Origin of the sequence: Sphingomonas sp., from assembly GCF_017304615.1 — a bacterium.
In the GTDB taxonomy this organism is placed as follows: Bacteria; Pseudomonadota; Alphaproteobacteria; order Sphingomonadales; family Sphingomonadaceae; genus Sphingomonas.
On record NZ_JAFKLZ010000002.1, the window covers coordinates 308,719 to 333,708 of the forward strand.

Consider the following 24,990-nt stretch of genomic DNA (forward strand, 5'->3'; position numbering starts at 1 on the left):
AAGCTGAACGACGGCGTCACCATTATCGCACCGCAACATTTACTTGCCAAAAACGTCGCTCGCCCCCAAATGCCGCGCCAATCGATCGGGGGCGATCATTGCGAGGTCAGGACCTTTGCCGTTAAGCCGCCATTATTCCCGGGCATTCCGGTGCAGATCGGATATTCTCCCTTCGTGGACTTTCAGGACTTTGGAGCGTCGATGAACAGCGGCTTTGTCGAGGCCCCAGCTAATCCCGCAGCCAATCTGGCTCCGAATCTAGCGCACGCGGCGGAGGATCTGGCCGGACTCGAGCCGGTCAAGACGATCAAGAGCCGCTGGCCGATGATCATCGCCGGGCTGTTGACCGCGGCGATGATCATCGGGCTGGCGCGTCAGCTGCTCAAGTCGGGGCTGGGCGGACTCAGCCACGCCACGCCGGACAGCTGGCTCTATTACGTCGCCTTCATCCTGCTCTATTTTGCGCCGCCGATCGGTGACTACGTCATCTTCCGCAAGCTGTGGCGCATTCCGGTTGAGGGGCTGGGCGCACTGATCAAGAAGCGGATCGCGAACGAGGTCGTGTTCGGCTATTCGGGCGAGGCGTATTTCTACGCATGGGCGCGGCAGCGCGCGCAGATGGTCGCCGCCCCGTTCGGCGCGGTTAAGGACGTGATGATCTTGTCGGCGATGGCCGGCAACCTGATGACGCTGGCGATGACCGCACTGGCGCTGCCCTGGCTCCCGGCGGAATATGTTCGACCGATGCTGATCGGGATGGTGGTCGTCGTGGCGATGAGCCTGCCCTTCCTGCTCTTTTCCCGGCGCGTCTTCTCGCTGGACCGCAAGACGTTGTGGTGGGTGTTCGGCGTCCATATGGGCCGGCTCGCGGCGGGCAGCCTGTTCATCGCCTTCGCCTGGCATTTCGCGCTGCCAGGCATTGCGATCGGCGCGTGGCTGGTGCTGTCCGCGACGCGGATGATGGTGTCGCGCCTGCCCTTCATCCCGAACAAGGATCTGGTCTTCTCGACTGTCACCATCGCGCTCCTGGGGGAGAATAGCGACCTGTCGAGCCTGATGGCCTTCACTGCCGCCGCGATCCTGCTCACCCACGTCGTGCTGGCGGCGGGCTTTGCGGTGCAGAGCCTGATCAAGCGCGAGATCTGAGCCGGCGCATGCGCATCGTCGACGTCAACGAATTCTACTCGCCGACCGGCGGCGGGGTGCGGACGTATATCGACCGCAAGATGGCGCTGATGGCGGAGATGGGCCACGAGCTGATCTGCATCGCGTGCGGCCGCGACAAGGAATTCGTCGAGGAACGGATCGGCGGCGGCAAGGTGATCTATCTCAAGTCGCCGGGCTTGCCGTTCGACAAGAATTACGGGCTGTTTTCGCGAGCCGAGCCGATCTGGCGGTTGCTCGACGAACTCGATCCCGACGTTGTTGAAACCTCGTCGGTGTGGCGGCCCGCCTGGATCGTGGGGCGATGGCAGGGCCGCGCGTTGAAGTCGTTCTTCATGCACAACGACAATATCGCCGCCTATCCGATGCGCTGGCTGGAGGGGCTCGCCCCGCCCGATCAGATCGAGGACATGTGCTTCATCTACGCGCAGTATATGAACCGCTTCCTCGAGATGTACGACACCGTCGTCACCAACGGCCCCGCACTCGAGAAAAGGCTGAAACGACGTGGCGTGCGGATCGACGCGTCGATGACCTTGGGGATCGAACGCAGCCACTTTTCGCCCGACTTGCGCGACGAAGGGCTGCGCGCGGCGATGCTGCGCCAGCTCGATCTACCGCCCGACGGGCATTTGCTCCTGGGCCTCGGGCGGCATCACGGCGAAAAGCGCTGGCCGATGATCGTCGATGCGGTCGAGCGCGCGGGCGATCGCTTGCCGGTCGGGCTGATGCTGCTCGGCACCGGTCCCGAGAGCAAGCGGATCGAAGCGCGGATCGCGGGCAGCCCGCACATCCGAATGTTCCGCCCGGTCTATGACCGGACGCAACTCGCCCGGATCATGGCGAGCTGCGATGCTCTGATCCACGGGTCGGAGGCCGAGCCGTTCGGGCTGGTCGCGTCGGAGGCGATGGCGTCCGGCCTGCCGCTGATCGTTCCCGATACCGGAGGCTGCGCGGAGGCGGCCGATCCGTTGACCAGCGAGAAATATCGCGCGCGCGATGGCGTCGACGCTGCATTGGCGATCCAACGGCTGTTCGCGCGGGAGCCAGCGCTGCTGCGCAAGGCGGCGGTGGTGGCCGCGGGTCGTGTCCGCACCGACCGCGAACATACGATCGACCTGATGAACTATTACGAAGACCGCATCGCCGAACGTGACGGCCGGTCAGCGCGCCTGGTCGCCTGATTTCAGCGCATAGACGAAGTTGGTATCGCGCCCGATGGGCACCGCCGCCTTCAGCCGATAGTCCCGCGCCGTCCGCATGATCACCAGCGCGCGCAGTTCGGACCGCTCGCCGAAATAAGGCGTGCGTAGCACCACCACCGCAGGCTTGAGCGCGAGGATCCGCTCGATCTCCGCCTGTTGGTCGACGCCGATCGCGCCGCGTTCGCGCTTGCGGCCAAGATGACTGGGGAAGACGTAGGGGCTCAGGCGGCACCGTCCGCTCATCGGATAGAGCATCGAATCGCCCGAATAGACGTACAGACATCCCGGGCCATGCCCGATCGCGTCCACGACCTGTGCGAATTGTTCTGGGCCGCCGCGTCCCATCCTTTTCGTGACCACCGTCACTTCACCGGCCAGAAACGCGATCAGCAGTGCGATGACCGTAATCTTCGACGCACGCCGGGGGTCGTCGGCGAACCCGGCGGCGCAGATGCTCAACGGTACCAGCGCCGGCAGCGCATAGTGATCGAACCACGACCCGAACACGAGCAGCCCGAACACGGCCGCCGCCAACCAGGCGAACAACCAGCCGCGAATGCCACGCCGTTCGCCGCGCAGGAACGCCAGGATCGCGGCGGCGAACAACGGTGAGGTGATGAGGACGATCTTGAACAGATTACCGAGCTGTTCGAGGATCGGGTCGGGCTGGCGCGCCGCGATCGACGTGAAGTTGGCGTAGAGGAACGCGGGCCCCTGCCCGATTGCCTGATAATAGCCCCAGGCGAGCGCGGTCGGGATCAGCGCGACCACCGCCAGCAACGCGCCTTCCGCCAGCATCGGCACCGCATGCCGCCGCCGCATCCGTTCGCGCCACAGCCACCACAGCCCGAAGAACAGCCCTTCGAACACCACCGAATATTTGATCTGAAGCGCGACTCCGACCAGCGCCATCGCGCCCAGCCCGCGGCGCAACCGGCTGCGCGGATCGTGATCGCGGTCGCTCGACGCGATCAACGCCGCGGCCCCGACCGTCAGCAGATTGTAGAAAACCGGTGCCTGCCCGCCCTGCCCTTCGAGCAGGTCGAGCCAGACGATATAGGTGATCGCCCCCGCCAGCGCGCCACGCCGCCACCCGGCGCGATCGGCCAGCCGCGCGATCAACAACGCGGTCGCCACCACCGCGGCCAGCGCCATCGCCTGATACACCCAGATGCCAAGCGGCAGGCCGAAGGCGGCGGCGGGAACGTAGACCAGGAACAGCCCGATCGGCTTCCTGTCCCACACGTCGACGAACGGCAGCGCGCCGTCGAGCATCGCGCGGGCGGTGACGAAGTAGAAGCTTTCATCGACATGCACGATCGGGTTGCCGAACGTGGCGACGCGCGCGATGATCGCGACCAGCGACAGCATGAGCCATCGCGGCTGGCGGGCGAGGAAGTGAATTGGGCCGGATTGGGTCACGGCCGCCGCGCCTATCAGCCTCGTCACGGACTGTCACCAAAACGCCACGCAGACGGCGCACAGAGCGCGGGAACAGGGAGGATAAGCATGTTTCGGATCGATCGTCGTTCGCTTCTGATGACCGGCACGCTCGGCATCGGCGCTTATGCCGTCCCCGGTTTCGCGCAGAGCGGCAGCGTCGCGAACCTGCGCGGTTTCACCCACAATGTCGCGTCGGGCGAGCCGGCGAGCGATTCGATGTTGCTATGGACGCGCTTCGTCCCCGACGACGAGAAGCCGATCCACCTGACCGCCGAAGTATCGACCACGCCGGACTTTGTGACGATCGTTACAAAGGGTGTTGCGATCACCGGGCCGTGGCGCGACTGGACGACCAAGATCACCGTCAGCGGACTCGCGCCGGGGACCAGTTATTTCTACCGCTTCATCGGACCGGGCGGCGCCGTTTCCCCGGTCGGCCGCACAAAGACGCTGCCGGAAGGGCCGACGGCTTCGTTCAAGGCGGCGATCTTCTCCTGCTCCAATATGCCCTTCGGTTTCTTCAACGCCTACGCTCATGCCGCGACGCGCGACGACCTGGACCTCGCGATTCACCTCGGCGACTATTTCTACGAGTACAAGACGGGCGGTTATCCGCCGCTCAAGGATCAGGTGCGTCCGACCGAACCGGCGGGGGAGCTGATCCGGCTGATCGATTACCGCATCCGCTATGCCAGCTATCGCGCCGATCCCGACCTCCAGGCGATCCACGCCCGTGTGCCGTGGATCGTGCAGTGGGACGACCACGAAACCGCCAACGATTCGTGGGAGGGCGGGGCCGAGAACCACCAGCCGGACGAAGGCGACTGGAGCAGCCGCCGGAATGCCGCACTACAGGCCTATCGGGAATGGATGCCGGTCAGCGACGAGCCGTGGAAAACGTACGAGATCGGCACGCTCGCGACGCTGTTCCGCACCGAGACGCGCGACCTGGCGAGGACCGAGCAACCAGACATCGCGCCGTTGTTCAGGGAAAAGGACCCCGCCGCGGCATTGAAGGCGTTTCGCGACGGCGCCTGGATGGACCCCGCGGCGACGATGATGGGCACGCAGCAGGCGAACTGGCTGTTCCACGAACTGCGCCGGTCGGTAAAAGCCGGGCAGAAGTGGCAGGTCGTCGGGTTCGGCACGATCATGGGCAAGACCGTGATGCCCGAGGCGGCGCTCGGCTGGCTCGATCCGAACGCCGGCGAACGCGCGAAGAACTATTTGCTCGCCGGTATCCAGGCGGCGAAGGTCGGGCTGCCGTTCAACTACGACAATTGGGGCGGCTATCCGGCGGAGCGCGAACGTTTCCTCAAGGCAGCGCAGGGCGCGGGGGCGAACTTGGTGGTCATATCGGGCGACAGCCATAACGGCTGGGCCTATGATCTGGGCCAGGACGGCAAACCGGCGGGCGTCGAATTCGCCGGGCACAGCGTCACGTCGAACGGCTACGAAGGATCGATCAAGACCGACCCGAAGGTCGTCGCCGCCGGGCTGGTCGCAGCCAACCCCGAACTCAAATGGTGCGACACGTCGCGGCGCGGCTACATGGCGCTGACGATCACGCCGACCAAGGTGTCGAACGACTGGCTGTTCGTCGATTCGGTGAAGACCAGGTCGGCCAACGCGGTGGTCGGGCACACCGCGACGATCGCCCGCGGCAGGAACGTGATGGCCTAGGCGCGCACCGCCGTGACGAAATAATCGAGCTGGGTGTTCTCGCCGACCGCAAATCCCTTGCCGGGCGAGAAACCCAGGCCGGCGACGTCGATCACGCGCAATCCCGCCGCCACGACCAGGGCGGTCAGTTCCTCAGGGGTCAGGAACTTGTCCCAGTCATGCGTGCCCCGGGGGATCATCCCCAGTCCTTCGCCGACCGTGATCATCGCGAGCTTCGACAGCGCGGTGCGGTTCGGCGTCGACAGGATCAGCAGGCCATCCGTCGCCAGCCCCTGCGCCAGCCCTGCGACGAACGCCGCGGGATCGGTGACATGTTCGATCACTTCCATCGACGTGACGAGGTCGAAGGTCTCGTCCGTCAGCGCCTCGATGCCGCCCACGCGATAGTCCATCGCGAGACCACTCTGCGCCGCGTGGGTGCGCGCTACGCCGATATTCTCCGCCGCCGCGTCGAGTCCGGTCACCGCCGCCCCAAGTCTGGCTAGCGGCTCGCACAGCAACCCTGCCCCGCACCCGACGTCGAGCGCACGTTTGCCCGCGAGCGGCGTGAACCCGACGCCATCGCCCTGCCAATGCCGGTCGACCTGCTCGCGGACATACTTCAACCGCGGCGGGTTGAGACGATGGAGCATCGCCGACGACCCTTTCGGGTCCCACCAGTCCTTCGCCAGCTTGCCGAAATGTGCGGCCTCGGAGGGGTCCACGGTAGTTGCGGTTGTTACGGTTGCGCTATCCATCGACGCTTTCTATCAGCGCCCCTCTCGCATTCCAAAGGACTTCCCGCAGCCGTGGCGCGCATCGTGATGAAATTCGGCGGCACGTCGATGGCCGGGATCGAACGCATCCGCAGCGTCGCGCGCCGCGTGAAGCGCGAGGTCGATGCCGGCAATCAGGTCGCGGTGGTCGTTTCGGCGATGGCCGGCGACACCGACCGGCTGGTCAACTTCTGCCGCGAAGCATCGTCGCTCTACGATCCGCGCGAATATGACGTGGTTGTCTCGTCGGGCGAGCAAGTGACGAGCGGGCTGCTCGCGATCGCGTTGCAGGCGGCGGGGGTGAAAGCGCGGAGCTGGCTCGGCTGGCAATTGCCGATCCACACCGACGACGCCTTTGCCAAGGCGCGGATAGAGGGAATCGACACCGCCGCGCTCGACGCGTCGCTGGCCGCCGGCGAGGTCGCGGTGATCCCGGGGTTCCAGGGTCTGGCCGATGGCAGTCGCATCACCACGCTCGGCCGCGGCGGATCGGACACGTCGGCGGTCGCGATGGCGGCGGCGATGAAGGCCGATCGCTGCGACATCTATACCGACGTGGACGGCGTCTACACCACCGACCCGCGCATCGTGCCGAGGGCGCGCAAGCTGCGCCAAGTCACGTACGAGGAAATGCTCGAGCTCGCGAGCGTGGGGGCGAAAGTGCTCCAGACGCGCTCGGTCGGGCTCGCGATGAAGGAAAACGTCCGCGTCCAGGTGCTGTCGTCGTTCACCGGCGACGACGCGCCGATGGCCGACACGCTGCCCGGCACGATGATCGTGGGCGAAGAGGAGATCGACGAGATGGAACGCCAGCTGATCACCGGGATCGCGCACGACAAGAACGAAGCGAAGATCACGCTGACCAACGTCAGCGACACGCCCGGATCGGTCGCCGCGATCTTCGAACCGCTGGCGGCGGCGAACATCAACGTCGACATGATCATCCAGAACATCGCGCACCAGTCTCAGGGCCGGGCGGGATCGACCGACGTCACCTTCACGGTGCCCGCGGTCGACCTCGCCAAGTCGATCCAGGCGCTTAACGAAGCAAAGGAGCGGATCGGGTTCGAGGAACTGGTCCACGACACGCGCGTCGCCAAGATCAGTGTCGTCGGCGTCGGAATGAAAAGCCACGCGGGCGTCGCGAGCACCATGTTCACGACGCTGGGCCAGCGCGGCATCAACATCCAGGCGATCTCGACCAGCGAGATCAAGGTCAGCGTGCTGATCCACGAGGACGAAACCGAACTCGCGGTGCGCGTGCTGCACACGGCCTATGGGCTGGACGCCGAGGAAGCGGCTTAACAACTAAACGCGCGGTGTCTCGCGGCCGTAACGGTTCCGACGCGGGACCGTCATATGGCGTGCCTAACGCCCCCTTCACCACGACCGAGTCGTCACAGGGGGATATTCATGAAACGCGCTGCTCTCACCGCTGCCATCGCCGCATCTCTGTTCGCCACCCCGGCCGTCGCCGGACCGATCCTGCTCGCGTCGGGATCGTTGACCGGTAGTTCGGCCGGCGCCAATGTCGATCTGTCCGGGCTGACCGGACTGTTGGAGAACGGCCAGGCGGGCAATCTTCTCGGCGGGCTGGGGTCTGGTATCGCCTATGCCGGCGGCAACACCTTCCTCGCGCTTCCCGACCGCGGGCCTAACGCGATCGCGTACAATGCGGGCATCGACAACACGACCTCGTACATTACGCGCTTCCAGTCGCTGACGATGGGCCTGACGCTCAATGCGCCGGGATCGGCGCTGGCCTATTCCCTGACGCCGACGCTGAGCGCGACGACCCTGCTCTACAGCCCGACCGCGCTGAACTATGGTAGCGGCGTCGGCCTGACCAACGACAACGGCACCTCGCTGGGATCGGGCGTGCCGGGCATCAATACCGCGTCGGCCTATTACTTCACCGGCCGGTCGGACGGTTACGGCGCCGGCAATTCGGGCAATCCCGCCAATGCCCGGTTCGATCCGGAAGCGATCCGCGTATCGAACGACGGCAAGAGCGTGTTCATCTCCGACGAATACGGCCCCTATATACGCCAGTTCGACCGCACCACCGGTGAGTTGATCAAGACCTTCACGCTGCCCGCCAATCTCGACGTCACCACCCTGTCGCCGTCCGGCAGCACGGAAATAAGCGGCAACTCCGTCGGTCGCGTCGCCAACAAGGGCATGGAAGGCCTGGCGATCACGCCGGACGGCAAGACGCTGGTCGGGATCATGCAAGCCGCACTTGAACAGGACAAGAAGGGTTATCTGCGCCTCGTAACCGTCGATATTGCGACCGGCACGACGCACGAATACGGCTATCGCCTGACTACCGGCAGCGGCGTCAGCGAGATCGTCGCGATCAACGACCACCAGTTTCTGGTCGACGAGCGCGATGGCGAGGGGCTGGGCGGCGACGCTGGCAGCAATGTGTCCAAGAAAGTCTTTCTGATCGACATCGCCGGGGCGACCGACATCACGTCGGTGGCCGGGCCGGCCGCCACCTTCCCCACCGTGACCAAGAGCGCGACTCCGTTCCTCGACATCACCGCCGCGTTGGTCGCCGCGGGCGTGCCGCTGTCGCAGGTGCCGTCGAAGATCGAGGGACTCTCGTTCGGCCAGGACGTGATGTATAACGGCACGTTGCTGCACACACTCTACGTGTCGACCGACAATGATTTCCTCGCGAGTTCGGGACCGAACCAGTTTTACGTGTTCGGCGTGTCCGATGCGGACCTCAACAACGCCTATGTACCCCAAGCCATTGCCGGCGTGCCCGAGCCGTCGACCTGGGCAATGCTGATCATGGGGTTCGGCCTGGTCGGTGCGGCGATGCGCCGCAAGCGGGCGCCAGAGGTCGCGATCGCGTCATAAGGCGATTGCCGCTGGAACGACGTCGATCCAGCGGCTAACCCGCCGCGATGACTGAATCTTCCATCGGCGCCGAGCGCCTGGCCCGCCGCATGGCGCGGGGTGTCGAATTCCTGGGCTCCGAGGTCGCCATCCTATGCGGCGCGATGTCGTGGGTCAGCGAGCGCAACCTGGTTGCCGCCATCTCCAACGCGGGCGGGTTCGGGTTGATCGCGTGCGGGGCGATGACGCCCGACCTGCTCGATGCGGAGATTGCCGGTACCAAGGCGCTGACGACCAAGCCGTTCGGCGTCAACTTGATCACGATGCATCCGCAATTGTTCGATCTGATCGGTGTTTGCGCCAAGCATGGGGTGACGCATGTCGTGCTCGCGGGCGGGTTGCCGCCCAAGGGTTCGCTCGAGGCGATCAAGGAGACGGGCGCGAAGGTCATCTGTTTCGCCCCGGCGCTGAGCCTCGCCAAGAAGCTGATCCGGTCGGGCGTCGACGCGCTGGTGGTCGAGGGGATGGAGGCCGGCGGGCATATCGGGCCGGTGTCGACCAGCGTGCTGGCGCAGGAGATCCTGCCTGAGGTCGCGGCCGACGTGCCGGTGTTCGTCGCCGGGGGGATCGGGCGCGGCGAGGCGATCGCCGCCTATCTCGACATGGGCGCTGCTGGGGTCCAGCTCGGTACGCGCTTCGCCTGCGCGACCGAGAGCATCGCGCACCCCAATTTCAAGAAAGCGTTCTTCCGCGCTTCCGCCCGCGACGCGGTGTCGAGCGTCCAGATCGACCCGCGCCTGCCCGTAATCCCGGTCCGCGCGCTCAAGAATGCGGGCGGCGAGCTGTTCACCGCCAAGCAGCGCGAGGTCGCGCAGTTGCTCGACGAAAGCAAGGTCGAGATGCTGGAGGCGCAGCTCCAGATCGAGCATTACTGGGCGGGGGCGCTGCGCCGCGCGGTGATCGACGGCGATGTCGAGCATGGCAGCCTGATGGCGGGGCAATCCGTGGGCATGGTGACGAAAGAGGAGCCCGTCGCCGACATCATCGCGCAGTTGATGGCAGAGGCCGCGCACGCGCTGGAGAAACGTGCGGCCTGATCCTCGCTACCGGCGAACCATGTAGAGCCGCCACAATTCCTGTCCGCACTGGAACACCCAGATCAAGCCGACACCGATGATGGCGTAATGGATGCTGAGATTTATACTGCGGTCGATGTCGGCGACTCGATCGGCCGGCATCGTCGCGGAACTCGCGGTGATCCAGCGACCGGCGCGATAGATCACCACCAGCAAGGCCAGCGCTCCCGCCGTGGTTCCGACGCCTAACAGCGCGCGCGTCGCCTTCCAGCGCGGGCGAACCCAGCGGACGACATTGTAGATCAGGTGAGCGATCATCAACGCCAGCATCGGCGTCCACAACGTCGCCCAGACCGGCGCCGGGGTGAGCGTCAGACCCTTTTCGTCGGTCCACGCCAGCGGCACGTGGATCATCCCCACCCACCACAGGATGATGACGATACCGGCCGCGACCTCGAACGCCGAATTCCACGCGCTCTGCGGCTTGACCTTGAGGTCGGCGAGGTTCGGCAGTTCCTCCGGCTTCCACTTTTGGAGATAGGCGTTGAGCCATCCGGTGCGCTCGAGCACCGCGAACCCAAGCGTCACCAGCGCCGCATTGCCCAGCAGCGACCACCACAGGCCGCCCGTCGCCCCCGCCAGCGCGTGGGCCAGCGATTTGCCGCCGAACACGACATCGGCGAGGTTCGAGAGGACGCCGACAGCCAGCACGATCGCCAGCACCACCTTCAGCACGAACCAGTAGAAGGGAAACAGGTCCGGCCCGATCAGCGATTGCTGCGCGCCATACCGCGCGGCGACCGCCAAGGGGTGGCCGAAATCGCGCAATATCGCGCTGACTTCCTTTTCCCCGAGTGGCCGGCCGAGCGCATCCTCGCGGTCCTCGATCTGGCTGGCGATGACGTCGCGCAGTTCGGCGATCACATCGTCGGCGTTCGCCTCGCGCGGCAGGTTCCAGCGGATCGCGGCCAGATAGCGGTCGATCAGGTCCATCTCACTTGTCCTTTTCGGTGAGGCGCAGGATCGATTCGGAGATCGCGTTCCATTCGCCGAGCAATTGCGCGAGCGTTTCGACGCCCTGGGCCGAGAGTTTGTAGAATCGCTTGGTGCGCTTGGCGTCCTCGCGCCATTCGCTCGTCAGGAGCCCCTGGCTCTCGAGCCGCCGCAGCAGCGGATAGAGCGCGCCTTCGTCGATCGGCAGCCCGGCCTCCTCCAGGCTCTGGCGCAGCGTATAGCCGTAGCGTTCCTCGCGCAGCGCCCCGAGCACGGCGAGCACCAGCGATCCGCGGCGCAACTCGACGCGCATCTTTTCGAACAGATCGTCTTCCGTCGGCAAAGCCTGTGCCTCGCATAGTGTATGTCACACACTGTATGATACACAGTAGTTGCCGAGTCAAGCCGGTGGTGCGAAGCCGCGGGCGTGGAGACGAAAGCCGGGCTGCCGATCATCGCGTTCGCCGACCTTGCGGCATGGGAGGCGTGGCTGGCCGATCAGCCCGCCGGTGCGACGGGGCTGTGGCTCAAGATCGCGAAGGCGGGGAACGCCGCCTCGGCGCTGACCAAGGCGCGAGCGATCGACGGAGCGCTGTGCCACGGATGGATCGACGGGCAAATCGACAGATATGACGATGACTGGTTTCTGACCCGCTTCACCCCGCGCAAGCCGCAAAGCAAATGGTCGGAGCGGAATCGCCGGCGCGCGGAGGAATTGACGGTGGACGGACGAGTTTCACCGGCGGGACATGCGGCGATTTCCGCAGCCAGAGCCGATGGGCGGTGGGATGCGGCCTACGCGCCAGCATCGACTGCGGCCGAGCCCGACGACTTACGCGCGGCGCTCGACGCGCATCCCGATGCCCGCGCATTCTTCGACACGCTCACCGGTGCCAACCGCTACGCCATCCTCTACCGCATCCACACCGCGAAGAAGCCCGAGACACGTGCCGCACGGATCGCCAAGTTCGTCGCGATGTGCGCCGCGCACGAGACGTTGCACGGAAAAGTTCCGAATAAACGTCCCTAACGCGGAATTGCCGCTTCCTGTGAAGGAGTTGTTGGCCGCGACGGGGTGACCTTCCCGACTGTGCATAGCAAGGGGCGATGCACAGAAGGGGGCTGTAAAAATGCGTATTTTCCGTGCCTTATTGGGTTCTGCAATTTTGTCTGGCGCACTGGTCGTGGGCATGACCGCCACAGCGCAGACCTTCAAGCCGACGGTCGTCGACGCCGATATTTCGCCACTGGAAACGCTGTGGCACGTCCGCGTCGCCCTCAACGTCGCCGCGCTGGTTTGCCGGGACGCCGACGAAACCGTCACTATTGCCGCCTACAACACGCTTATCCGCCGACAGGGCGTGGCGCTCGCGGCGGCAAACAACGCGGTCGATGCCCGGTACAAGGCGCAATATGGTGCCCGTTGGCAAAGCGAGCGCGAACGCGACATGACCAAGCTCTACAATTTCTTCGCCCAGCCGACCGCGCAGGCAGAATTCTGCGCGACCGCCAAAAGCGTGCTTGCGACAATCGCCGGCGTCGATCCCGGCGCGTTGATGGCGTTTGCGCAGGCCAACCTGCCGACGCTCGAAGCGCCGTTCTGGAGCCCGGCGCCGCAGCCGCAGACCCAGTTCGCCGACGACGGGCACGGATCGACGGCGGTCGTCGCTGCCGCGGCGAGGGTTCAGGTCGCGCCGGGCGGTTTCTGACGCCGAAGTTTAAGTTGCTGCGGTGGCGATAGCGCCGCCGCCGCCGATCTGTTAGCGGTCGGGCATGGCCGTCACCGCCGCCGCCAACGCTCGCGAAATTCTCGTCAACCTCCATGAGGTGATGGCGGCGCGGTCGAGTCCGCAAGCGAAACTCGACGCCGTTGTGCGCATCATCGGCGAAGCGCTCGATAGCGAAGTGTGCTCGATCTACCTGCTGCGCGAAGGGCTGCTCGAACTCTACGCCACGAGAGGCCTCGACCAGGCGGCGGTCCACGTCACCAGGCTGGCGCTCGGCGAGGGACTGGTCGGGACGATCGCGCAGAATGTCGAGACGCTGAACCTCGACGAAGCGGCCGCACACCCCGATTTCGCCTATCGCCCCGAAACCGGCGAGGACGAATTCCACAGCTTCGCCGGCGTGCCGATCATCCGCCGCGAACGGTCGATCGGCGTGCTCGCGGTCCAGCACAAGGACCCGCGCAAGTACGAAGATGTCGAGATCGAAGCGCTGCAAACGGTCGCGATGGTGCTGTCCGAACTGATCGCGAGCGCCGGCTTGGTCGATCAGCGCGCCGACGCCGCGTCCCGCCCGCAATCGACCGCCGCGATCCGGCTCGACGGGCTCAAGCTGGTCGAGGGGATGGGGATCGGCCACGCGGTCTATCACCAGCCGCGCATCACCATCGAACATACCGTCGCCGAGGATACCGAGGCCGAGCGCCACCGCGTCTATGCCGCGTTCGACAAGATGCGCGAACAGATCGAGCGCATGTCGGCACAGGCCGAATTCGGCGTCGGCGGCGAGCACGACGAAGTGCTCGCGATGTACAAGATGTTCGCCTACGACGAGGGCTGGTCGCGGCGGATCAACGAAGCAATCGATTCGGGCCTCACCGCCGAAGCCGCGATCGAGCGCGTCCAGCAACGCACGCGGATGCGGATGCGCCAGATCGGCGACCCCCTGCTCCAGGATCGCATGCACGACCTGGAGGATCTGTCCAACCGGCTGCTGCGCATCGTGTCGGGCCAGATGGGCACCGCCGCGCAACTGGGCCTGCGCCAGGACACCATCCTGATCGCGCGCAACCTGGGGCCCGCCGAACTGCTCGAATATGACCGCCGCCGGCTGAAGGGCGTCGTGCTGGAGGAAGGATCGCTGACCGCGCACGTCATCATCGTCGCGCGCGCGATGGGCGTGCCGGTGCTGGGCCGCGTGCGCAACGTGCGCCAGCATGTCGGCGAGGGCGACCTGCTGCTGCTCGACGTCACCGGCAACGGCACGGCGACCGTTCGCCCCTCGGCAGCGATGGAGGAGGCGTTCGACGCCAAGCTTCTCCTGCGGCAGAAACGCCGCGCCGCCTTCGCCGCGTTGCGCGACGAGGCGCCGGTCACGAAGGACGGCGTGCGGTTGACGGTGATGTGCAATGCGGGCCTGCGCGACGATGTGGCGGCGCTCGACGTGACCGGGGCGGACGGCATCGGGCTGTTCCGCACCGAATTCCAGTTCCTCGTATCGGCGACGCTACCGCAGCGCGAACGCCAGTTGCGGCTGTACAAGGACGTGCTCGACGCCGCCGGGGACAAGCCGGTCGTGTTCCGCACCGTCGATATCGGCGGCGACAAGGCGCTCCCCTACCTCAACGCGCATGACGAGGATGAGGAAAACCCGGCGATGGGTTGGCGGGCGCTCCGGCTGGCGCTCGAACGCGGCGGCTTGATGAAGGCGCAGGCGCGTGCCCTGATCGAGGCCGCGGGGGGACGCACGCTCAATGTCATGTTCCCGATGGTCAGCGAGCCTTGGGAATTCGACGAGGCCAAGGCGCTCTTCGAGGCGCAGCGCGACTGGCTGAGCGCGCGCGGCAAGCGGCTGCCGGTCGAGATCCGCTATGGTGCGATGCTGGAAGTGCCGGGCCTTGCCGAGCAGCTCGACGTACTGCTGCCCAACATCCAGTTCCTGTCGGTCGGGACCAACGATCTGACCCAGTTCCTGTTCGCCGCCGACCGCGCCAACCCCAAGCTCGCGGAACGGTACGACTGGCTGAGCCCCACGATCCTGCGCTTCCTCAAGCGCGTCGTCGGGCCGTGCCGCGACGCCGGCGTGACATTGGCAGTTTGCGGGGAAATGGGCGGCCGCCCCCTCGAAGCCATGGCGTTGATCGGGCTCGGCATCGAACGCTTGTCGATCACGCCGGCGGCGGTCGGTCCCATCAAGGCGATGGTGCGGAGCCTCGACCACGCGGCTATCACGGCCGAGATGGATCGGCTGCTGGCGGCGCCGACACGCGACATGCGCGGATCGCTGACCGGCTGGGCGGCCCGAAACGGGGTCGAGCTCGCCTGAATCGACGGCGAACCGCGCCCGATTGGCGTTGACGGCGACGGGGCTTTGGCCGACATCATTTCGTCAAGGCGCGGGTCCAATGAAGGGTCGCACCCCGTTGCCGGAGAGATTGATGGACGAGGACAAAACGCCGGACCAGGCTTCGCTCTTTCCGAAGAGCACCGGCGACAAGTTGCGGGAAGCGCGTGAGGCGCTTGGGCTGACGCTGGCGGACATCGCCAGCCGGACGCGCGTGCCGATGCGCCACCTCGAGGCGATCGAGAATGGCGATTATGGCAGCTTGCCCTCCCCGACCTATACGATCGGGTTCGCCAAGACCTATGCGCGTGCCGTCGGGCTCGACGAGAAGGCCATCGCTGCGGAGGTGCGCAACAACCCGCAACTGCCGCTCGCGCCCGTCACCGATTACGAAGCCTACCAGCCGAGCGACGGGAAGCGCGTGCCGTCGTTCGGGCTGGCGGCGATCGCCGGGCTGATCGCCGGACTCGTGTTGATCGCTGCGATCCTGTGGTACGGAACCAACCTGTTCCGCGGATCGGAGGAGCCTGTCGCGCCGCCGGTCGAAAACACCATTGCCGCGGCGCCCGAAGCGACGCCGACGCCGGTATCCGGGGGGCAAGTCGCGCTGACCGCGACCGACAGCGTGTGGCTCAAGGTCTATGACGCGACGGGCAAGACGCTGTTCGAGAAGACGATGGCGGCGGGCGAACGCTACGACGTGCCCCAGGACGCCAACGGTCCGATGATCAATATCGGCCGCCCCGACAAGATTCAGGTGACCGTCAACGGATCGGCGGTGGCGCCGCTCGGCGACGGCAAGGTCGCGATCAAGGACGTGCCGATCAGCGCCGCCGCGCTCCAGGCGCGGGGCAGTGCACCGACACCCGCCGCGACCCCGACGTCGGCCCCGACACCCGTCGCCACCGCGACGCCAAAAACGACGAAGGTGCCGCCGGCGTTCCAGCCGGTTGTCACGCCGACGCCTGACGCTGACGCGACGCCTGCGCCGGCCACGACGCCGGCGCCCTGATCGGGTGGTGTCGGACGGCAGTCGGCGATAGGTTGGGTTGGGCGGATCATTTCGGGGACAGGTATGCGTAAGTTTGCGATGATGGCGTTGATCGTCGGCGGCCTGAGCGTCGCGGGTCCGGTCGACGCGCAAAGTTCCGGGCAATCGCTCGACGCGCGGATGACGCAAGTCGAAAAGCGGCTCAACACGGTCGAGCGCGTGATTTCCCGCCAGAACGGCGGCGCGCCGATGGTGCAGCCCGAAATCGGCCCGCCCGATGCAACCGTCAGCGCCGCGGGCACTCCCGCCAGCGCACCGCTCGCCGACCTGCAAGCGCGCGTTGCCAGCGTCGAGGGAGAACTGAGCGGCCTCACCAATCGCGTCGAAACGGCGGAATATCGGCTGCGGCAGCTCGAAGCCGATTTCGCAGCATACAAGAAGGATACCGATGCCCGGCTGACGGCGCTGGAGAACGGGAAGAACGCAGCGCCGATCGCGGTGACCGAGACGCCCGCCCCGGCCAAGCCGACCAAGCCCGCGACGACGACACCCAAGCCGGGTCCGACCCCCGCGACCGATGCCGACCCCGACCGCGCCGCACGCGTGGCAGCAGTGCCCAAGCCGACCGGCGCCGACGCGCCTGACAAGGGCACCTATGCCTATAATTACGGCTACCGGCTGTGGAAGGCGCAGCTCTATCCGGAGGCCGAGGGACAGCTCGAAAAATTCGCGACGCGCTTTCCCAAGCATCGCCTGACCAGCCGCGCGCAGAACGTGCTCGGGCTGATCTATCTCGACGACGACAAGGCGCGCGAGGCGGCACAGATTTTCTACGAGAATTATTCGAAGCTGCCCGATGGCGATCGTGCGCCGGACAGCCTGCTCAACCTCGCCAAGTCGCTGATCGTGATGAAGCGCCCGGCCGGCGACATTTGCCAAGTCTATAAGGAACTGGGCGATGTGTACGGCGACAAACTGAATACGGCGCAGAAGGCCGAAGCCGACAAGGGCCGTGCAACCTACAAATGCCGCTGAGCTGAGCGCGGGCGATGTCGCGCGGTTCGCGCGCGATCTCGCCGCGCTGGCCAATCCCGACGCGCCGCTGCTCGTCGCGGTGTCGGGCGGTCCCGACAGCGTCGCACTGTTACTGCTCGCGCATGCAGCGCTGGGGGAAAGGTGCCGTGCCGCGACGGTGGACCATGGCCTGCGCCCCGAATCGGCGAGCGAAGCGGCGTGGGTCGCCGACCTTTGCGCCGCGCGCGGTATTCCCCATGCGATCCTGACCGCGCCGCTGCCCGACCGCGCCGGGCGCACCGCCAACCTGTCCGCCCGCGCGCGCGCGCTGCGCTATCGCTTGCTCGAGGAGCAAGCAGATGCGATCGGCGCGGCTCATATCGCCACCGCGCACCATGCCGATGATCAGGTCGAAACGCTGGTCATGCGGCTGAACCGCGGCGCGGGGGTTGCGGGGCTGGCCGGGGTTCGCGCGAAGAGCGGGCGGATCGTGCGGCCGCTGCTCGGCTGGCGCCACGCCGAGCTGGTGGCGCTGTGCGCCGCGCAGGGCATCGCGCCGATCGACGACCCGAGCAACGTCAGCGACCGATTCGACCGCGCGCGCCTGAGAAAGTCGCTCGCCGCAGTGGACTGGCTCGACGCCGGGCGGGTAGCCGCGAGCGCCACGGCGCTGGGCGACGCCGAGGAGGCGATCGGCTGGATGGTCGATCGGCTGTGGGACCAATTGTGCCATCGCGACACGACGGGAATCGCGCTGGAGGTGCCCGGCGACCTACCGTTCGAACTCCGCCGGAGACTGGTCGAACGGTGCGTGCTCGCGATCGACGCCATGGCGTCACCACGCGGTGGCGCCCTTGCCGCCGCTGTGCGCGCGCTCGAATCAGGTGGGTCGACGATGCTGGGTAACGTCGCGTGCAACCCTGCTCGGGCGGACGATGGCGCAATAAAATGGCGTTTTGCGATGGCTCCGCCGCGCCGATCGGACTGATCGACGCAATGCGCGGCTTGTTCCATTGCCATTAATAGTTGCTCGCCTATTTTAAGGGGCGACGAAAAAGGTAAGCCACGAACATGAACGACGACAAGCAGTCCGACGGCGGCAACAATTGGATGAAGAACCTGGTGATCTGGGTCGGTATCCTGGTCGCGCTCGCTTTGGTCGTGTCGTTGATCGGCGAGCGCAACGCCGGCGCACCGGGCAAGACGCTGTCCTATTCCTCGTTCCTCAACCAGGTGAAGCAGGGCGGCGTCACCAAGGTCGAGATCGCCGGCACCGTCGTCACCGGCACGATGAAGGACAATTCGACCTTCCGCTCCAACCTGCCGGCGGTTCCCGACCCCCAGCTGATGCCGTCACTGACCGCCGCCAATGTCGACGTCGTCGCGAAGCCGGAGGAGCAGGCGTCGCTGTGGCAGTATCTGCTGGTTCAGTCGCTGCCGTTCGTGCTGATGCTGGCGATCGCCTTCTTCGTGCTGCGCCAGATGCAGAAGTCGTCCGGCTCGGGCGCGATGGGTTTCGGCAAGAGCCGCGCGAAGATGCTGACCGAGAAATCGGGCCGCGTGACGTTCGACGACGTCGCCGGCATCGACGAAGCGCGTGAGGAATTGCAGGAAATCGTCGAATTCCTGAAGGACCCGAACAAGTTCGCCCGCCTGGGCGGCAAGATTCCCAAGGGCGCTTTGCTGGTCGGCTCGCCCGGTACCGGTAAAACCCTGCTCGCCCGCGCGATCGCGGGGGAAGCAGGCGTGCCGTTCTTCACCATATCGGGTTCGGACTTCGTCGAGATGTTCGTCGGCGTCGGCGCGTCCCGCGTCCGCGACATGTTCGAACAGGCCAAGAAATCGGCGCCGTGTATCGTCTTCATCGACGAGATCGACGCGGTAGGCCGTCATCGTGGCGCGGGCCTTGGCAACGGCAATGACGAGCGCGAGCAGACGCTCAATCAGCTGCTGGTCGAGATGGACGGGTTCGACGCCAACGAAGGCATCATCATCATCGCCGCGACCAACCGCCCGGACGTGCTCGACCCCGCGCTGCTGCGCCCGGGCCGCTTCGATCGCCAGGTCGTGGTGCCGCGCCCCGACATCGAAGGCCGCATCAAGATCCTGCAGGTCCATATGAAGAAGGTGCCACTGGCGCCAGACGTCGATGCACGCGTGATGGCGCGTGGCACGCCGGGTTTCTCGGGCGCGGACCTCGCCAATCTGGTCAACGAAGCCGCATTGATGGCGGCGCGCAAGGGCAAGCGCCTGGTCGCCATGGCCGAGTTCGAGGAAGCCAAGGACAAGGTCATGATGGGCGCCGAGCGGCGTTCCATGGTGATGACCGACGACGAAAAGCGCATGACCGCCTATCACGAGGCCGGTCACGCGATCGTCAGCGTCCACGAGCCGGCATCCGACCCGATCCACAAGGCGACGATCATCCCGCGCGGCCGTGCGCTGGGCATGGTCATGCGCCTGCCCGAACGTGATTCCTACAGCTATCACCGCGACAAGATGTACGCGAACCTCGCGGTCGCGATGGGCGGCCGCGTCGCCGAGGAAGTCATCTTCGGCTACGACAAGGTCTCCTCTGGCGCATCGGGCGACATCCAGATGGCGACCAGCCTCGCGCGCGACATGGTCACGCGCTGGGGCATGTCCGACGCGGTGGGCCCGATCGAATATGCCGAGCCGGAGGGCGAATCGTTCCTGGGCTATTCGTCCAGCCGCCCGGTCCGCATGTCGAACCAGACCGCGCAACTGATCGATGATGAGATCAAGCGGATCGTCGAAGGCGGGCTGGCGCGTGCGCGCGACGTGCTCAGCGAGCATCTCGACCAGCTGCATCTGCTGGCCGGCGCGCTGCTCCAGTACGAGACACTGTCGGGCGACGAGATCAAGAAGCTGCTCGACGACGGCGATATTGGCCGCCCGGATCCCGGCGCATCGGCGACGATCGTCCCCGCCGCGGGTACGTCGATCCCAAAGACCAAGCGCCCCAACGGTCCGTTCGGCAACCCGGCCCCCGCCGGAGCATAATACGTTGCGCTGACCGGCGCGGGTTGCATTTCGCGGCCCGCGCCGTTATGCGCGCCCACTTCCGAGCGATGCGGATGAAGTTTGCCCGGCCATCAAGGGCTGCCGCGGCATGCTTGCGTATCGCCAAACGAAAGGACCAAAATGCCCAAGCTCAAGACGAAGAGCGGCGTCAAGAAGCGCTTCAAGCTCACCGCCACCGGTAAGCTGAAGCACGGCGTCGCCGGCAAGCGCCACCGGCTCATCAGCCACAACGGCAAGTATATCCGCCAGAACCGCGGGACGACCGTCCTGTCGGACGCCGACACCAAGACGGTGAAGGCGTGGGCACCGTACGGCCTGAACTGAGGAGCTAGAGAGACATGGCACGCGTCAAACGGGGTGTAACCACCCGCGCCAAGCACAAGAACATCCTCGAACAGGCCAAGGGCTATCGCGGTCGTCGCAAGAACACGATCCGCGTCGCTCGCCAGGCCGTCGAGAAGGCCGGGCAATACGCCTATCGCGACCGCAAGGTGAAGAAGCGGACCTTCCGGGGTCTGTGGATCCAGCGCATCAACGCCGGTGTCCGGGCCGAAGGCCTGACGTACTCGCAGTTCATGCACGGGCTGAAGCTCGCCGGTATCGAACTCGACCGGAAGGTGCTCGCGGACATCGCGATGCACGAGGGCGAAGCCTTTACCGCCATCATCGCGCAGGCGAAGGCGGCGCTGCCCCAGGCCGCCTGAAGCGACCTGTAGCGAGCGAAGAACATGGGGCGTCGGTGGCAACACCGGCGCCCTTTTCGTTGTGGAAGGTTTGAGCATGCACCTGTTACCCATGACCGACGCGCATTTCGCCTGGCTGCTCGGTGAGCCTGCGCCGGCCGACGCGCCTCGCCTGCCCGAAGGTGGCATCACGCCGCCCGAGATCACGGAGCTGCTGCGTGGCGTCGCGGCGGAGGTCGGCGGCGAGGCGGCGTGGATGATGGTGGTAGACGGCGAGGGCGTGGGGATGATCAGCGTCAAGGAACGCGATCCGCAGGGGCGCTGGGACATCGGCTACGGCGTCGCGCCGTCGCGTGAGAGGCGGGGCCACGCCTCCGCCGCAGTGGCTGCGCTCATAGAGGTCGCCCGTGCAAGCGGCGCCTCCGGCTTGACCGCGGAGACCTTGCCCGACAGTGGAGCATCGCCGGCACTGCTCCGGCGCAATGGTTTTACGTGCATCGGTCAATTCGACCATCCGGAGGATGGCATCGTGGATCAATGGGTGTTGGAGTGGGGCAAGTGAGCGATTTGGATCAGATGCAGGCGGACTTGATCGGCCGCATCGCCGACGCCGATCTCGCGCAGCTTGAGGACATCCGCGTGTCCGCGCTCGGCAAGTCGGGTAGCGTCACGGCGTTGCTCAAGACGCTGGGCGGGATGTCGCCCGAACAGCGCCAGGTCGAGGGGCCGCGCATCCAGGGTCTGCGCGAAGCGGTGAGCGATGCGCTGACCAGCCGCAAGGCCGGGCTGGAACGCGCCGCGCTCGACGCGAGACTCGCGAGCGAGACCCTCGACATGACGCTGCCCGCCGACATCCCGCCGACCGGCACGATCCATCCGGTCAGCCAGGTGATGGACGAACTGGCGGAAATCTTCGCCGACCTGGGCTTCGCGGTCGCGACCGGGCCGGAGATCGAGAACGACTGGTACAATTTCACCGCGCTCAACATCCCCGAGACGCATCCGGCGCGGGCGATGCACGATACTTTCTACCTCGCGGGCGAGCATGAGCAGCCGATGGTGCTGCGCACGCACACCTCGCCGGTCCAAATCCGCGCGATGCAGGCGGCGGGCGGCAACCAGCCGGTGCGGATCATCGCGCCCGGCCGCACCTATCGTTCCGACAGCGACGCGACGCACACGCCGATGTTCCATCAGGTCGAGGGGCTGGTGATCGACAAGGGCATCACGCTCGGCCACCTCAAATGGACGCTCGAAACGTTCCTGAAAGCGTTCTTCGAGCGCGACGATATCGTGCTGCGGCTGCGTCCGAGTTACTTCCCCTTCACCGAGCCGTCGGCGGAGGTCGACGTCGGCTATCAGATCGTGAACGGCAAGCGCGTCATCGGCGGGTCCGGCGGCGGCAACGGCGGCGGCTGGATGGAAGTGCTCGGCTCGGGCATGGTCCACCGCACCGTGATCGAAGCTGGCGGCTACGACCCGAATGAGTGGCAGGGTTTCGCGTTCGGCTGCGGGATCGACCGGCTCGCGATGCTCAAATACGGGATGGACGATCTACGCGCCTTCTTCGACGGCGACGTGCGCTGGCTGAAGCATTACGGTTTCTCCGGCCTCGACGTCCCCACGCTCAGCGGAGGAGTCGGCGCATGAAGTTCACCCTTTCGTGGCTCAAGGTCCACCTGATCACCGACGCCTCGCTCGACGAGATCGTCGAGGCGCTGACCCGCGTCGGGCTGGAGGTCGAGGGCGTCGAGAATCCGGGTGAGCGGCTGGAGGGGTTCCGCGTCGCCAAGGTGCTGACCGCCGAACGCCATCCGCAGGCCGACAAGCTGCAAGTGCTGACCGTCGATACCGGCGACGGCAAGCCGCTCCAGGTCGTGTGCGGTGCGCCCAATGCGCGCGCCGGGCTGGTCGGCGTGCTCGGCCTGCCCGGCGCCACGGTGCCCGCCAACGGCATGGAGCTGAAGGTCTCCGCGATCCGCGGCGTCGAATCGAACGGCATGATGTGCTCGACGCGCGAACTCGAACTCGGCGACGACCATGACGGCATCATCGAACTGCCCGCGGATGCCCCGGTCGGGACGAGCTTCGCCGATTATCGCCAGCTCAACGATCCGGTGATCGACGTCAGCATCACGCCCAATCGCCAGGATTGCATGGGCGTGCGCGGGATCGCGCGCGATCTGGCGGCGGCGGGACTCGGGACGTTGAAGCCGCTGGCGGATATCCTCGCCTATCTGCCAGCGATCGACGCGCAGGGTGCCGGCCCGGATGTGCGCACCGGCGACACCGCCGGCTGCCCGGCGTTCTACGCTCAAATTGTAACGGGCGTTACAAATGGTGCGTCTCCTGATTGGCTGCAGCGCCAGCTGCTCGCGATCGGGCAAAAGCCGATTTCGGCGCTGGTCGACATCACCAATTTCATCATGATCGGCCTCGGCCGGCCCTTGCACGTCTACGACCGCGCCAAGCTCAGCGGGGCGCTGGTCGCGCGCAAGGCGAAGGCCGGCGAACAGGTGCTGGCGCTCAACGGCAAGACCTATGCGCTCGACGAGAGCATGACGGTGATCGCCGACGACGCGAGCGTGCACGACATCGGCGGTATCATGGGCGGCGAGCATTCGGGCGTGTCGGACGGCACCACCGACGTGCTGATCGAATGCGCCTATTTCGATCCCGATCATATCGCGCGCACCGGCCAGAAGCTGATGCTGACCAGCGACGCACGCCAGCGGTTCGAGCGGGGCGTGGATCCGGCGTTCCTCGACGAGGGGCTGGAGATCGCGACGCGTATGGTGCTGGCACTGTGCGGCGGGACGGCGAGCGCGGTGACGCGCGCGGGCCGGCCGCCGGTCGCGCCGCGCACCGTTCAGTACGATCCGCAGCGCGCCGAGACGCTCGGCGGGCTGATGGTCGCGCCCGATCGGCAGAAGGACATCCTCGAACGCCTCGGTTTCACCGTCGCCGACGACTGGGCCGTCACCGTGCCGACGTGGCGCCGCGACGTCGATGGCCCCGCCGACCTGGTCGAGGAAGTGATCCGCATCGAGGGTATCGACAACGTGCCCTCGACCCCGCTGCCACGCATGCCCGGCGTCGCCCGCCCGACCGCGACGCCCGAGCAGAAGCTGGAGCGCAAGGTCCGCCGCGCCGCCGCCGCGCGCGGGCTCGACGAAGCGGTGACGTGGAGTTTCGTCAGCCAGACCGAAGCCGACGCGTTCGGCGGTGGGGCGTGGAGCCTCGCGAACCCCATCAGCGAGGACCTCAAGGTCATGCGCCCCTCGCTGCTGCCCGGGCTGTTGTCGGCGGCGGCGCGCAACGCCAATCGCGGCGCGACCGGCATCCGGCTGTTCGAGCTCGGCCGCCGCTACCTCGCCGATGCCGAGCGCCCGACGCTGGGCGTGGTGCTGGCGGGTGACAAGCGCGCGCGCGGTTGGGCGGCGGGCAAGGCCGCGCCGTACGACGCGTTCGACGCCAAGGCCGAAGCGCTGGCGCTGCTCGCCGCGGCGGGCGCGCCCGTCGACAATCTGCAGGTGATGGGGGAGGCCGGCGACACCTGGCATCCCGGCCAGTCGGGCACGCTGCGGCTTGGGCCGAAGACGGTGCTGGCCGCGTTCGGCATGGTCCATCCGCTCACCGCCAGGGCGTTCGACCTCGATGGTCCGGTCGCCGCGGTCGAGCTGTATCTCGACGCGATCCCGGCCAAGCGCGGCGCTACGGGTTTCATGCGCCCGGCCTACACGCCGCCCGCGCTGCAGGCGGTCAAGCGCGACTTCGCCTTCACCGTGCCCTCAGGCCTGACGGCGGACGCGCTGGTGCGCGCGGTCAGGGGCGCCGACAAGATGACGATCGTTGCCGCGCGCGTTTTCGACCTGTTCGAACGCGACGGCGTCAAGTCGATGGCGATCGAAGTCACGCTGCAACCGGCCGACAAAAGCTTCACCGACGACGACCTGAAAAGCATCGCGGCGAAGGTCGTCGCGGCGGCGGAAAAGCTGGGAGCGAGTTTGCGGGGCTGAC

The 24,990-nt window shown here is 66.4% G+C and carries 22 protein-coding genes; 18 read left to right on the plus strand and 4 right to left on the minus strand.

The genetic code is table 11. The features are described 5' to 3' along the window. Positions 1-201: 201 nt before the first annotated feature. Complete coding sequence (locus J0J06_RS09785) at positions 202-1,146, plus strand: hypothetical protein (protein WP_294041457.1); 945 nt, start codon at positions 202-204, stop codon at positions 1,144-1,146. 8 nt (positions 1,147-1,154) lie between these two features. Then, positions 1,155-2,348: a glycosyltransferase gene (locus J0J06_RS09790; RefSeq protein ID WP_294041459.1), complete on the plus strand. Its 1,194-nt coding sequence runs from the start codon at positions 1,155-1,157 to the stop codon at positions 2,346-2,348. Here the strand turns inward: J0J06_RS09790 and J0J06_RS09795 are convergent. After that, positions 2,328-3,791 carry a hypothetical protein gene (locus J0J06_RS09795; RefSeq protein ID WP_294041461.1) on the minus strand — a complete coding sequence of 488 codons (1,464 nt, stop codon included), beginning with the start codon at positions 3,789-3,791 and terminating at the stop codon, positions 2,328-2,330. The genes J0J06_RS09790 and J0J06_RS09795 overlap by 21 nt on opposite strands. 87 nt (positions 3,792-3,878) lie before the next feature. Between J0J06_RS09795 and J0J06_RS09800 the strand changes: the two genes are divergently transcribed. After that, positions 3,879-5,495, plus strand: coding sequence for an alkaline phosphatase D family protein (locus J0J06_RS09800; RefSeq protein ID WP_294041463.1), 1,617 nt, complete (start codon positions 3,879-3,881; stop codon positions 5,493-5,495). On the opposite strand, the gene ubiG is transcribed toward J0J06_RS09800, so the two are convergent. After that, positions 5,492-6,232 (minus strand): bifunctional 2-polyprenyl-6-hydroxyphenol methylase/3-demethylubiquinol 3-O-methyltransferase UbiG, encoded by a 741-nt coding sequence (ubiG, locus tag J0J06_RS09805; RefSeq protein WP_294041465.1) that lies wholly within the window; start codon positions 6,230-6,232, stop codon positions 5,492-5,494. The two genes, J0J06_RS09800 and ubiG, sit on opposite strands and share 4 nt — an antisense overlap. Positions 6,233-6,283: 51 nt before the next feature. Between ubiG and J0J06_RS09810 the strand changes: the two genes are divergently transcribed. The 3 genes from J0J06_RS09810 (at position 6,284) to J0J06_RS09820 (ending at position 10,197) form a co-directional block, all read left to right on the plus strand. Continuing rightward, positions 6,284-7,555 (plus strand): aspartate kinase, encoded by a 1,272-nt coding sequence (locus tag J0J06_RS09810; protein WP_294041467.1) that lies wholly within the window; start codon positions 6,284-6,286, stop codon positions 7,553-7,555. A gap of 108 nt (positions 7,556-7,663) precedes the next feature. Then, on the plus strand, positions 7,664-9,121 hold the full coding sequence (locus tag J0J06_RS09815; RefSeq protein WP_294041468.1) for an esterase-like activity of phytase family protein: 1,458 nt from the start codon (positions 7,664-7,666) through the stop codon (positions 9,119-9,121). 47 nt (positions 9,122-9,168) lie between these two features. Next, positions 9,169-10,197 (plus strand): nitronate monooxygenase, encoded by a 1,029-nt coding sequence (locus J0J06_RS09820; RefSeq protein ID WP_294041470.1) that lies wholly within the window; start codon positions 9,169-9,171, stop codon positions 10,195-10,197. A gap of 6 nt (positions 10,198-10,203) precedes the next feature. Here the strand turns inward: J0J06_RS09820 and J0J06_RS09825 are convergent, their stop codons facing one another. After that, entirely contained in the window at positions 10,204-11,169 is a 966-nt protein-coding gene (locus tag J0J06_RS09825) for a hypothetical protein (protein ID WP_294041472.1), read from the minus strand. A gap of 1 nt (position 11,170) precedes the next feature. Further along, positions 11,171-11,512 carry a PadR family transcriptional regulator gene (locus J0J06_RS09830; RefSeq protein ID WP_294041474.1) on the minus strand — a complete coding sequence of 114 codons (342 nt, stop codon included), beginning with the start codon at positions 11,510-11,512 and terminating at the stop codon, positions 11,171-11,173. An 84-nt stretch (positions 11,513-11,596) separates the two neighbouring features. Between J0J06_RS09830 and J0J06_RS09835 the strand changes: the two genes are divergently transcribed. The 12 genes from J0J06_RS09835 (at position 11,597) to pheT (ending at position 24,989) form a co-directional block, all read left to right on the plus strand. Continuing rightward, the gene (locus tag J0J06_RS09835; RefSeq protein ID WP_294041476.1) at positions 11,597-12,199 is read left to right on the plus strand and encodes a YdeI family protein; all 603 of its coding nucleotides are present in this window, start codon (positions 11,597-11,599) and stop codon (positions 12,197-12,199) included. Between the two features lie 160 nt (positions 12,200-12,359). Beyond that, positions 12,360-12,878 carry a hypothetical protein gene (locus tag J0J06_RS09840; protein ID WP_294041477.1) on the plus strand — a complete coding sequence of 173 codons (519 nt, stop codon included), beginning with the start codon at positions 12,360-12,362 and terminating at the stop codon, positions 12,876-12,878. Between the two features lie 64 nt (positions 12,879-12,942). After that, a complete protein-coding gene (gene ptsP, locus J0J06_RS09845) occupies positions 12,943-15,219 on the plus strand; it encodes a phosphoenolpyruvate--protein phosphotransferase (RefSeq protein ID WP_294041479.1) in 2,277 nt (758 codons plus the stop codon). Between the two features lie 79 nt (positions 15,220-15,298). Next, on the plus strand, positions 15,299-16,249 hold the full coding sequence (locus J0J06_RS09850) for a helix-turn-helix domain-containing protein (protein ID WP_294041481.1): 951 nt from the start codon (positions 15,299-15,301) through the stop codon (positions 16,247-16,249). A 63-nt stretch (positions 16,250-16,312) separates the two neighbouring features. Further along, positions 16,313-17,263: a hypothetical protein gene (locus J0J06_RS09855; RefSeq protein ID WP_294041483.1), complete on the plus strand. Its 951-nt coding sequence runs from the start codon at positions 16,313-16,315 to the stop codon at positions 17,261-17,263. Then, a complete protein-coding gene (gene tilS, locus J0J06_RS09860; RefSeq protein ID WP_294041485.1) occupies positions 17,241-18,230 on the plus strand; it encodes a tRNA lysidine(34) synthetase TilS in 990 nt (329 codons plus the stop codon). Before J0J06_RS09855 ends, tilS begins: the two co-directional genes overlap by 23 nt. Before the next feature lie 83 nt (positions 18,231-18,313). After that, positions 18,314-20,266 carry an ATP-dependent zinc metalloprotease FtsH gene (ftsH, locus tag J0J06_RS09865; RefSeq protein ID WP_294041487.1) on the plus strand — a complete coding sequence of 651 codons (1,953 nt, stop codon included), beginning with the start codon at positions 18,314-18,316 and terminating at the stop codon, positions 20,264-20,266. Between the two features lie 141 nt (positions 20,267-20,407). Further along, positions 20,408-20,611, plus strand: a complete 204-nt coding sequence (gene rpmI / locus J0J06_RS09870) for a 50S ribosomal protein L35 (protein ID WP_066588206.1) — start codon at positions 20,408-20,410, stop codon at positions 20,609-20,611. Between the two features lie 14 nt (positions 20,612-20,625). Beyond that, on the plus strand, positions 20,626-20,991 hold the full coding sequence (gene rplT, locus J0J06_RS09875; RefSeq protein ID WP_151954030.1) for a 50S ribosomal protein L20: 366 nt from the start codon (positions 20,626-20,628) through the stop codon (positions 20,989-20,991). A gap of 76 nt (positions 20,992-21,067) precedes the next feature. After that, a complete protein-coding gene (locus J0J06_RS09880; RefSeq protein ID WP_294041491.1) occupies positions 21,068-21,532 on the plus strand; it encodes a GNAT family N-acetyltransferase in 465 nt (154 codons plus the stop codon). Continuing rightward, positions 21,529-22,620, plus strand: a complete 1,092-nt coding sequence (pheS, locus tag J0J06_RS09885) for a phenylalanine--tRNA ligase subunit alpha (RefSeq protein ID WP_294041493.1) — start codon at positions 21,529-21,531, stop codon at positions 22,618-22,620. Before J0J06_RS09880 ends, pheS begins: the two co-directional genes overlap by 4 nt. Further along, positions 22,617-24,989, plus strand: coding sequence for a phenylalanine--tRNA ligase subunit beta (gene pheT / locus J0J06_RS09890; protein ID WP_294041495.1), 2,373 nt, complete (start codon positions 22,617-22,619; stop codon positions 24,987-24,989). The genes pheS and pheT overlap by 4 nt, the downstream gene beginning before the upstream one ends. The last annotated feature ends 1 nt before the right edge of the window (position 24,990 follow it).

Coding starts and splice junctions, on each gene's coding strand:
- ptsP (WP_294041479.1), top strand. CDS start 12,943: ATGGCCGTCACCGCCGCCGCCAACGCTCGCGAAATTCTCGTCAACCTC.
- J0J06_RS09785 (WP_294041457.1), top strand. CDS start 202: ATGAACAGCGGCTTTGTCGAGGCCCCAGCTAATCCCGCAGCCAATCTG.
- ftsH (WP_294041487.1), top strand. CDS start 18,314: ATGAACGACGACAAGCAGTCCGACGGCGGCAACAATTGGATGAAGAAC.
- J0J06_RS09855 (WP_294041483.1), top strand. CDS start 16,313: ATGCGTAAGTTTGCGATGATGGCGTTGATCGTCGGCGGCCTGAGCGTC.
- J0J06_RS09850 (WP_294041481.1), top strand. CDS start 15,299: ATGAAGGGTCGCACCCCGTTGCCGGAGAGATTGATGGACGAGGACAAA.
- J0J06_RS09820 (WP_294041470.1), top strand. CDS start 9,169: ATGACTGAATCTTCCATCGGCGCCGAGCGCCTGGCCCGCCGCATGGCG.
- J0J06_RS09815 (WP_294041468.1), top strand. CDS start 7,664: ATGAAACGCGCTGCTCTCACCGCTGCCATCGCCGCATCTCTGTTCGCC.
- rplT (WP_151954030.1), top strand. CDS start 20,626: ATGGCACGCGTCAAACGGGGTGTAACCACCCGCGCCAAGCACAAGAAC.
- pheT (WP_294041495.1), top strand. CDS start 22,617: ATGAAGTTCACCCTTTCGTGGCTCAAGGTCCACCTGATCACCGACGCC.
- J0J06_RS09840 (WP_294041477.1), top strand. CDS start 12,360: ATGACCGCCACAGCGCAGACCTTCAAGCCGACGGTCGTCGACGCCGAT.
- J0J06_RS09825 (WP_294041472.1), bottom strand. CDS start 11,169: ATGGACCTGATCGACCGCTATCTGGCCGCGATCCGCTGGAACCTGCCG.
- rpmI (WP_066588206.1), top strand. CDS start 20,408: ATGCCCAAGCTCAAGACGAAGAGCGGCGTCAAGAAGCGCTTCAAGCTC.
- ubiG (WP_294041465.1), bottom strand. CDS start 6,232: ATGGATAGCGCAACCGTAACAACCGCAACTACCGTGGACCCCTCCGAG.
- J0J06_RS09800 (WP_294041463.1), top strand. CDS start 3,879: ATGTTTCGGATCGATCGTCGTTCGCTTCTGATGACCGGCACGCTCGGC.
- J0J06_RS09880 (WP_294041491.1), top strand. CDS start 21,068: ATGCACCTGTTACCCATGACCGACGCGCATTTCGCCTGGCTGCTCGGT.
- J0J06_RS09790 (WP_294041459.1), top strand. CDS start 1,155: ATGCGCATCGTCGACGTCAACGAATTCTACTCGCCGACCGGCGGCGGG.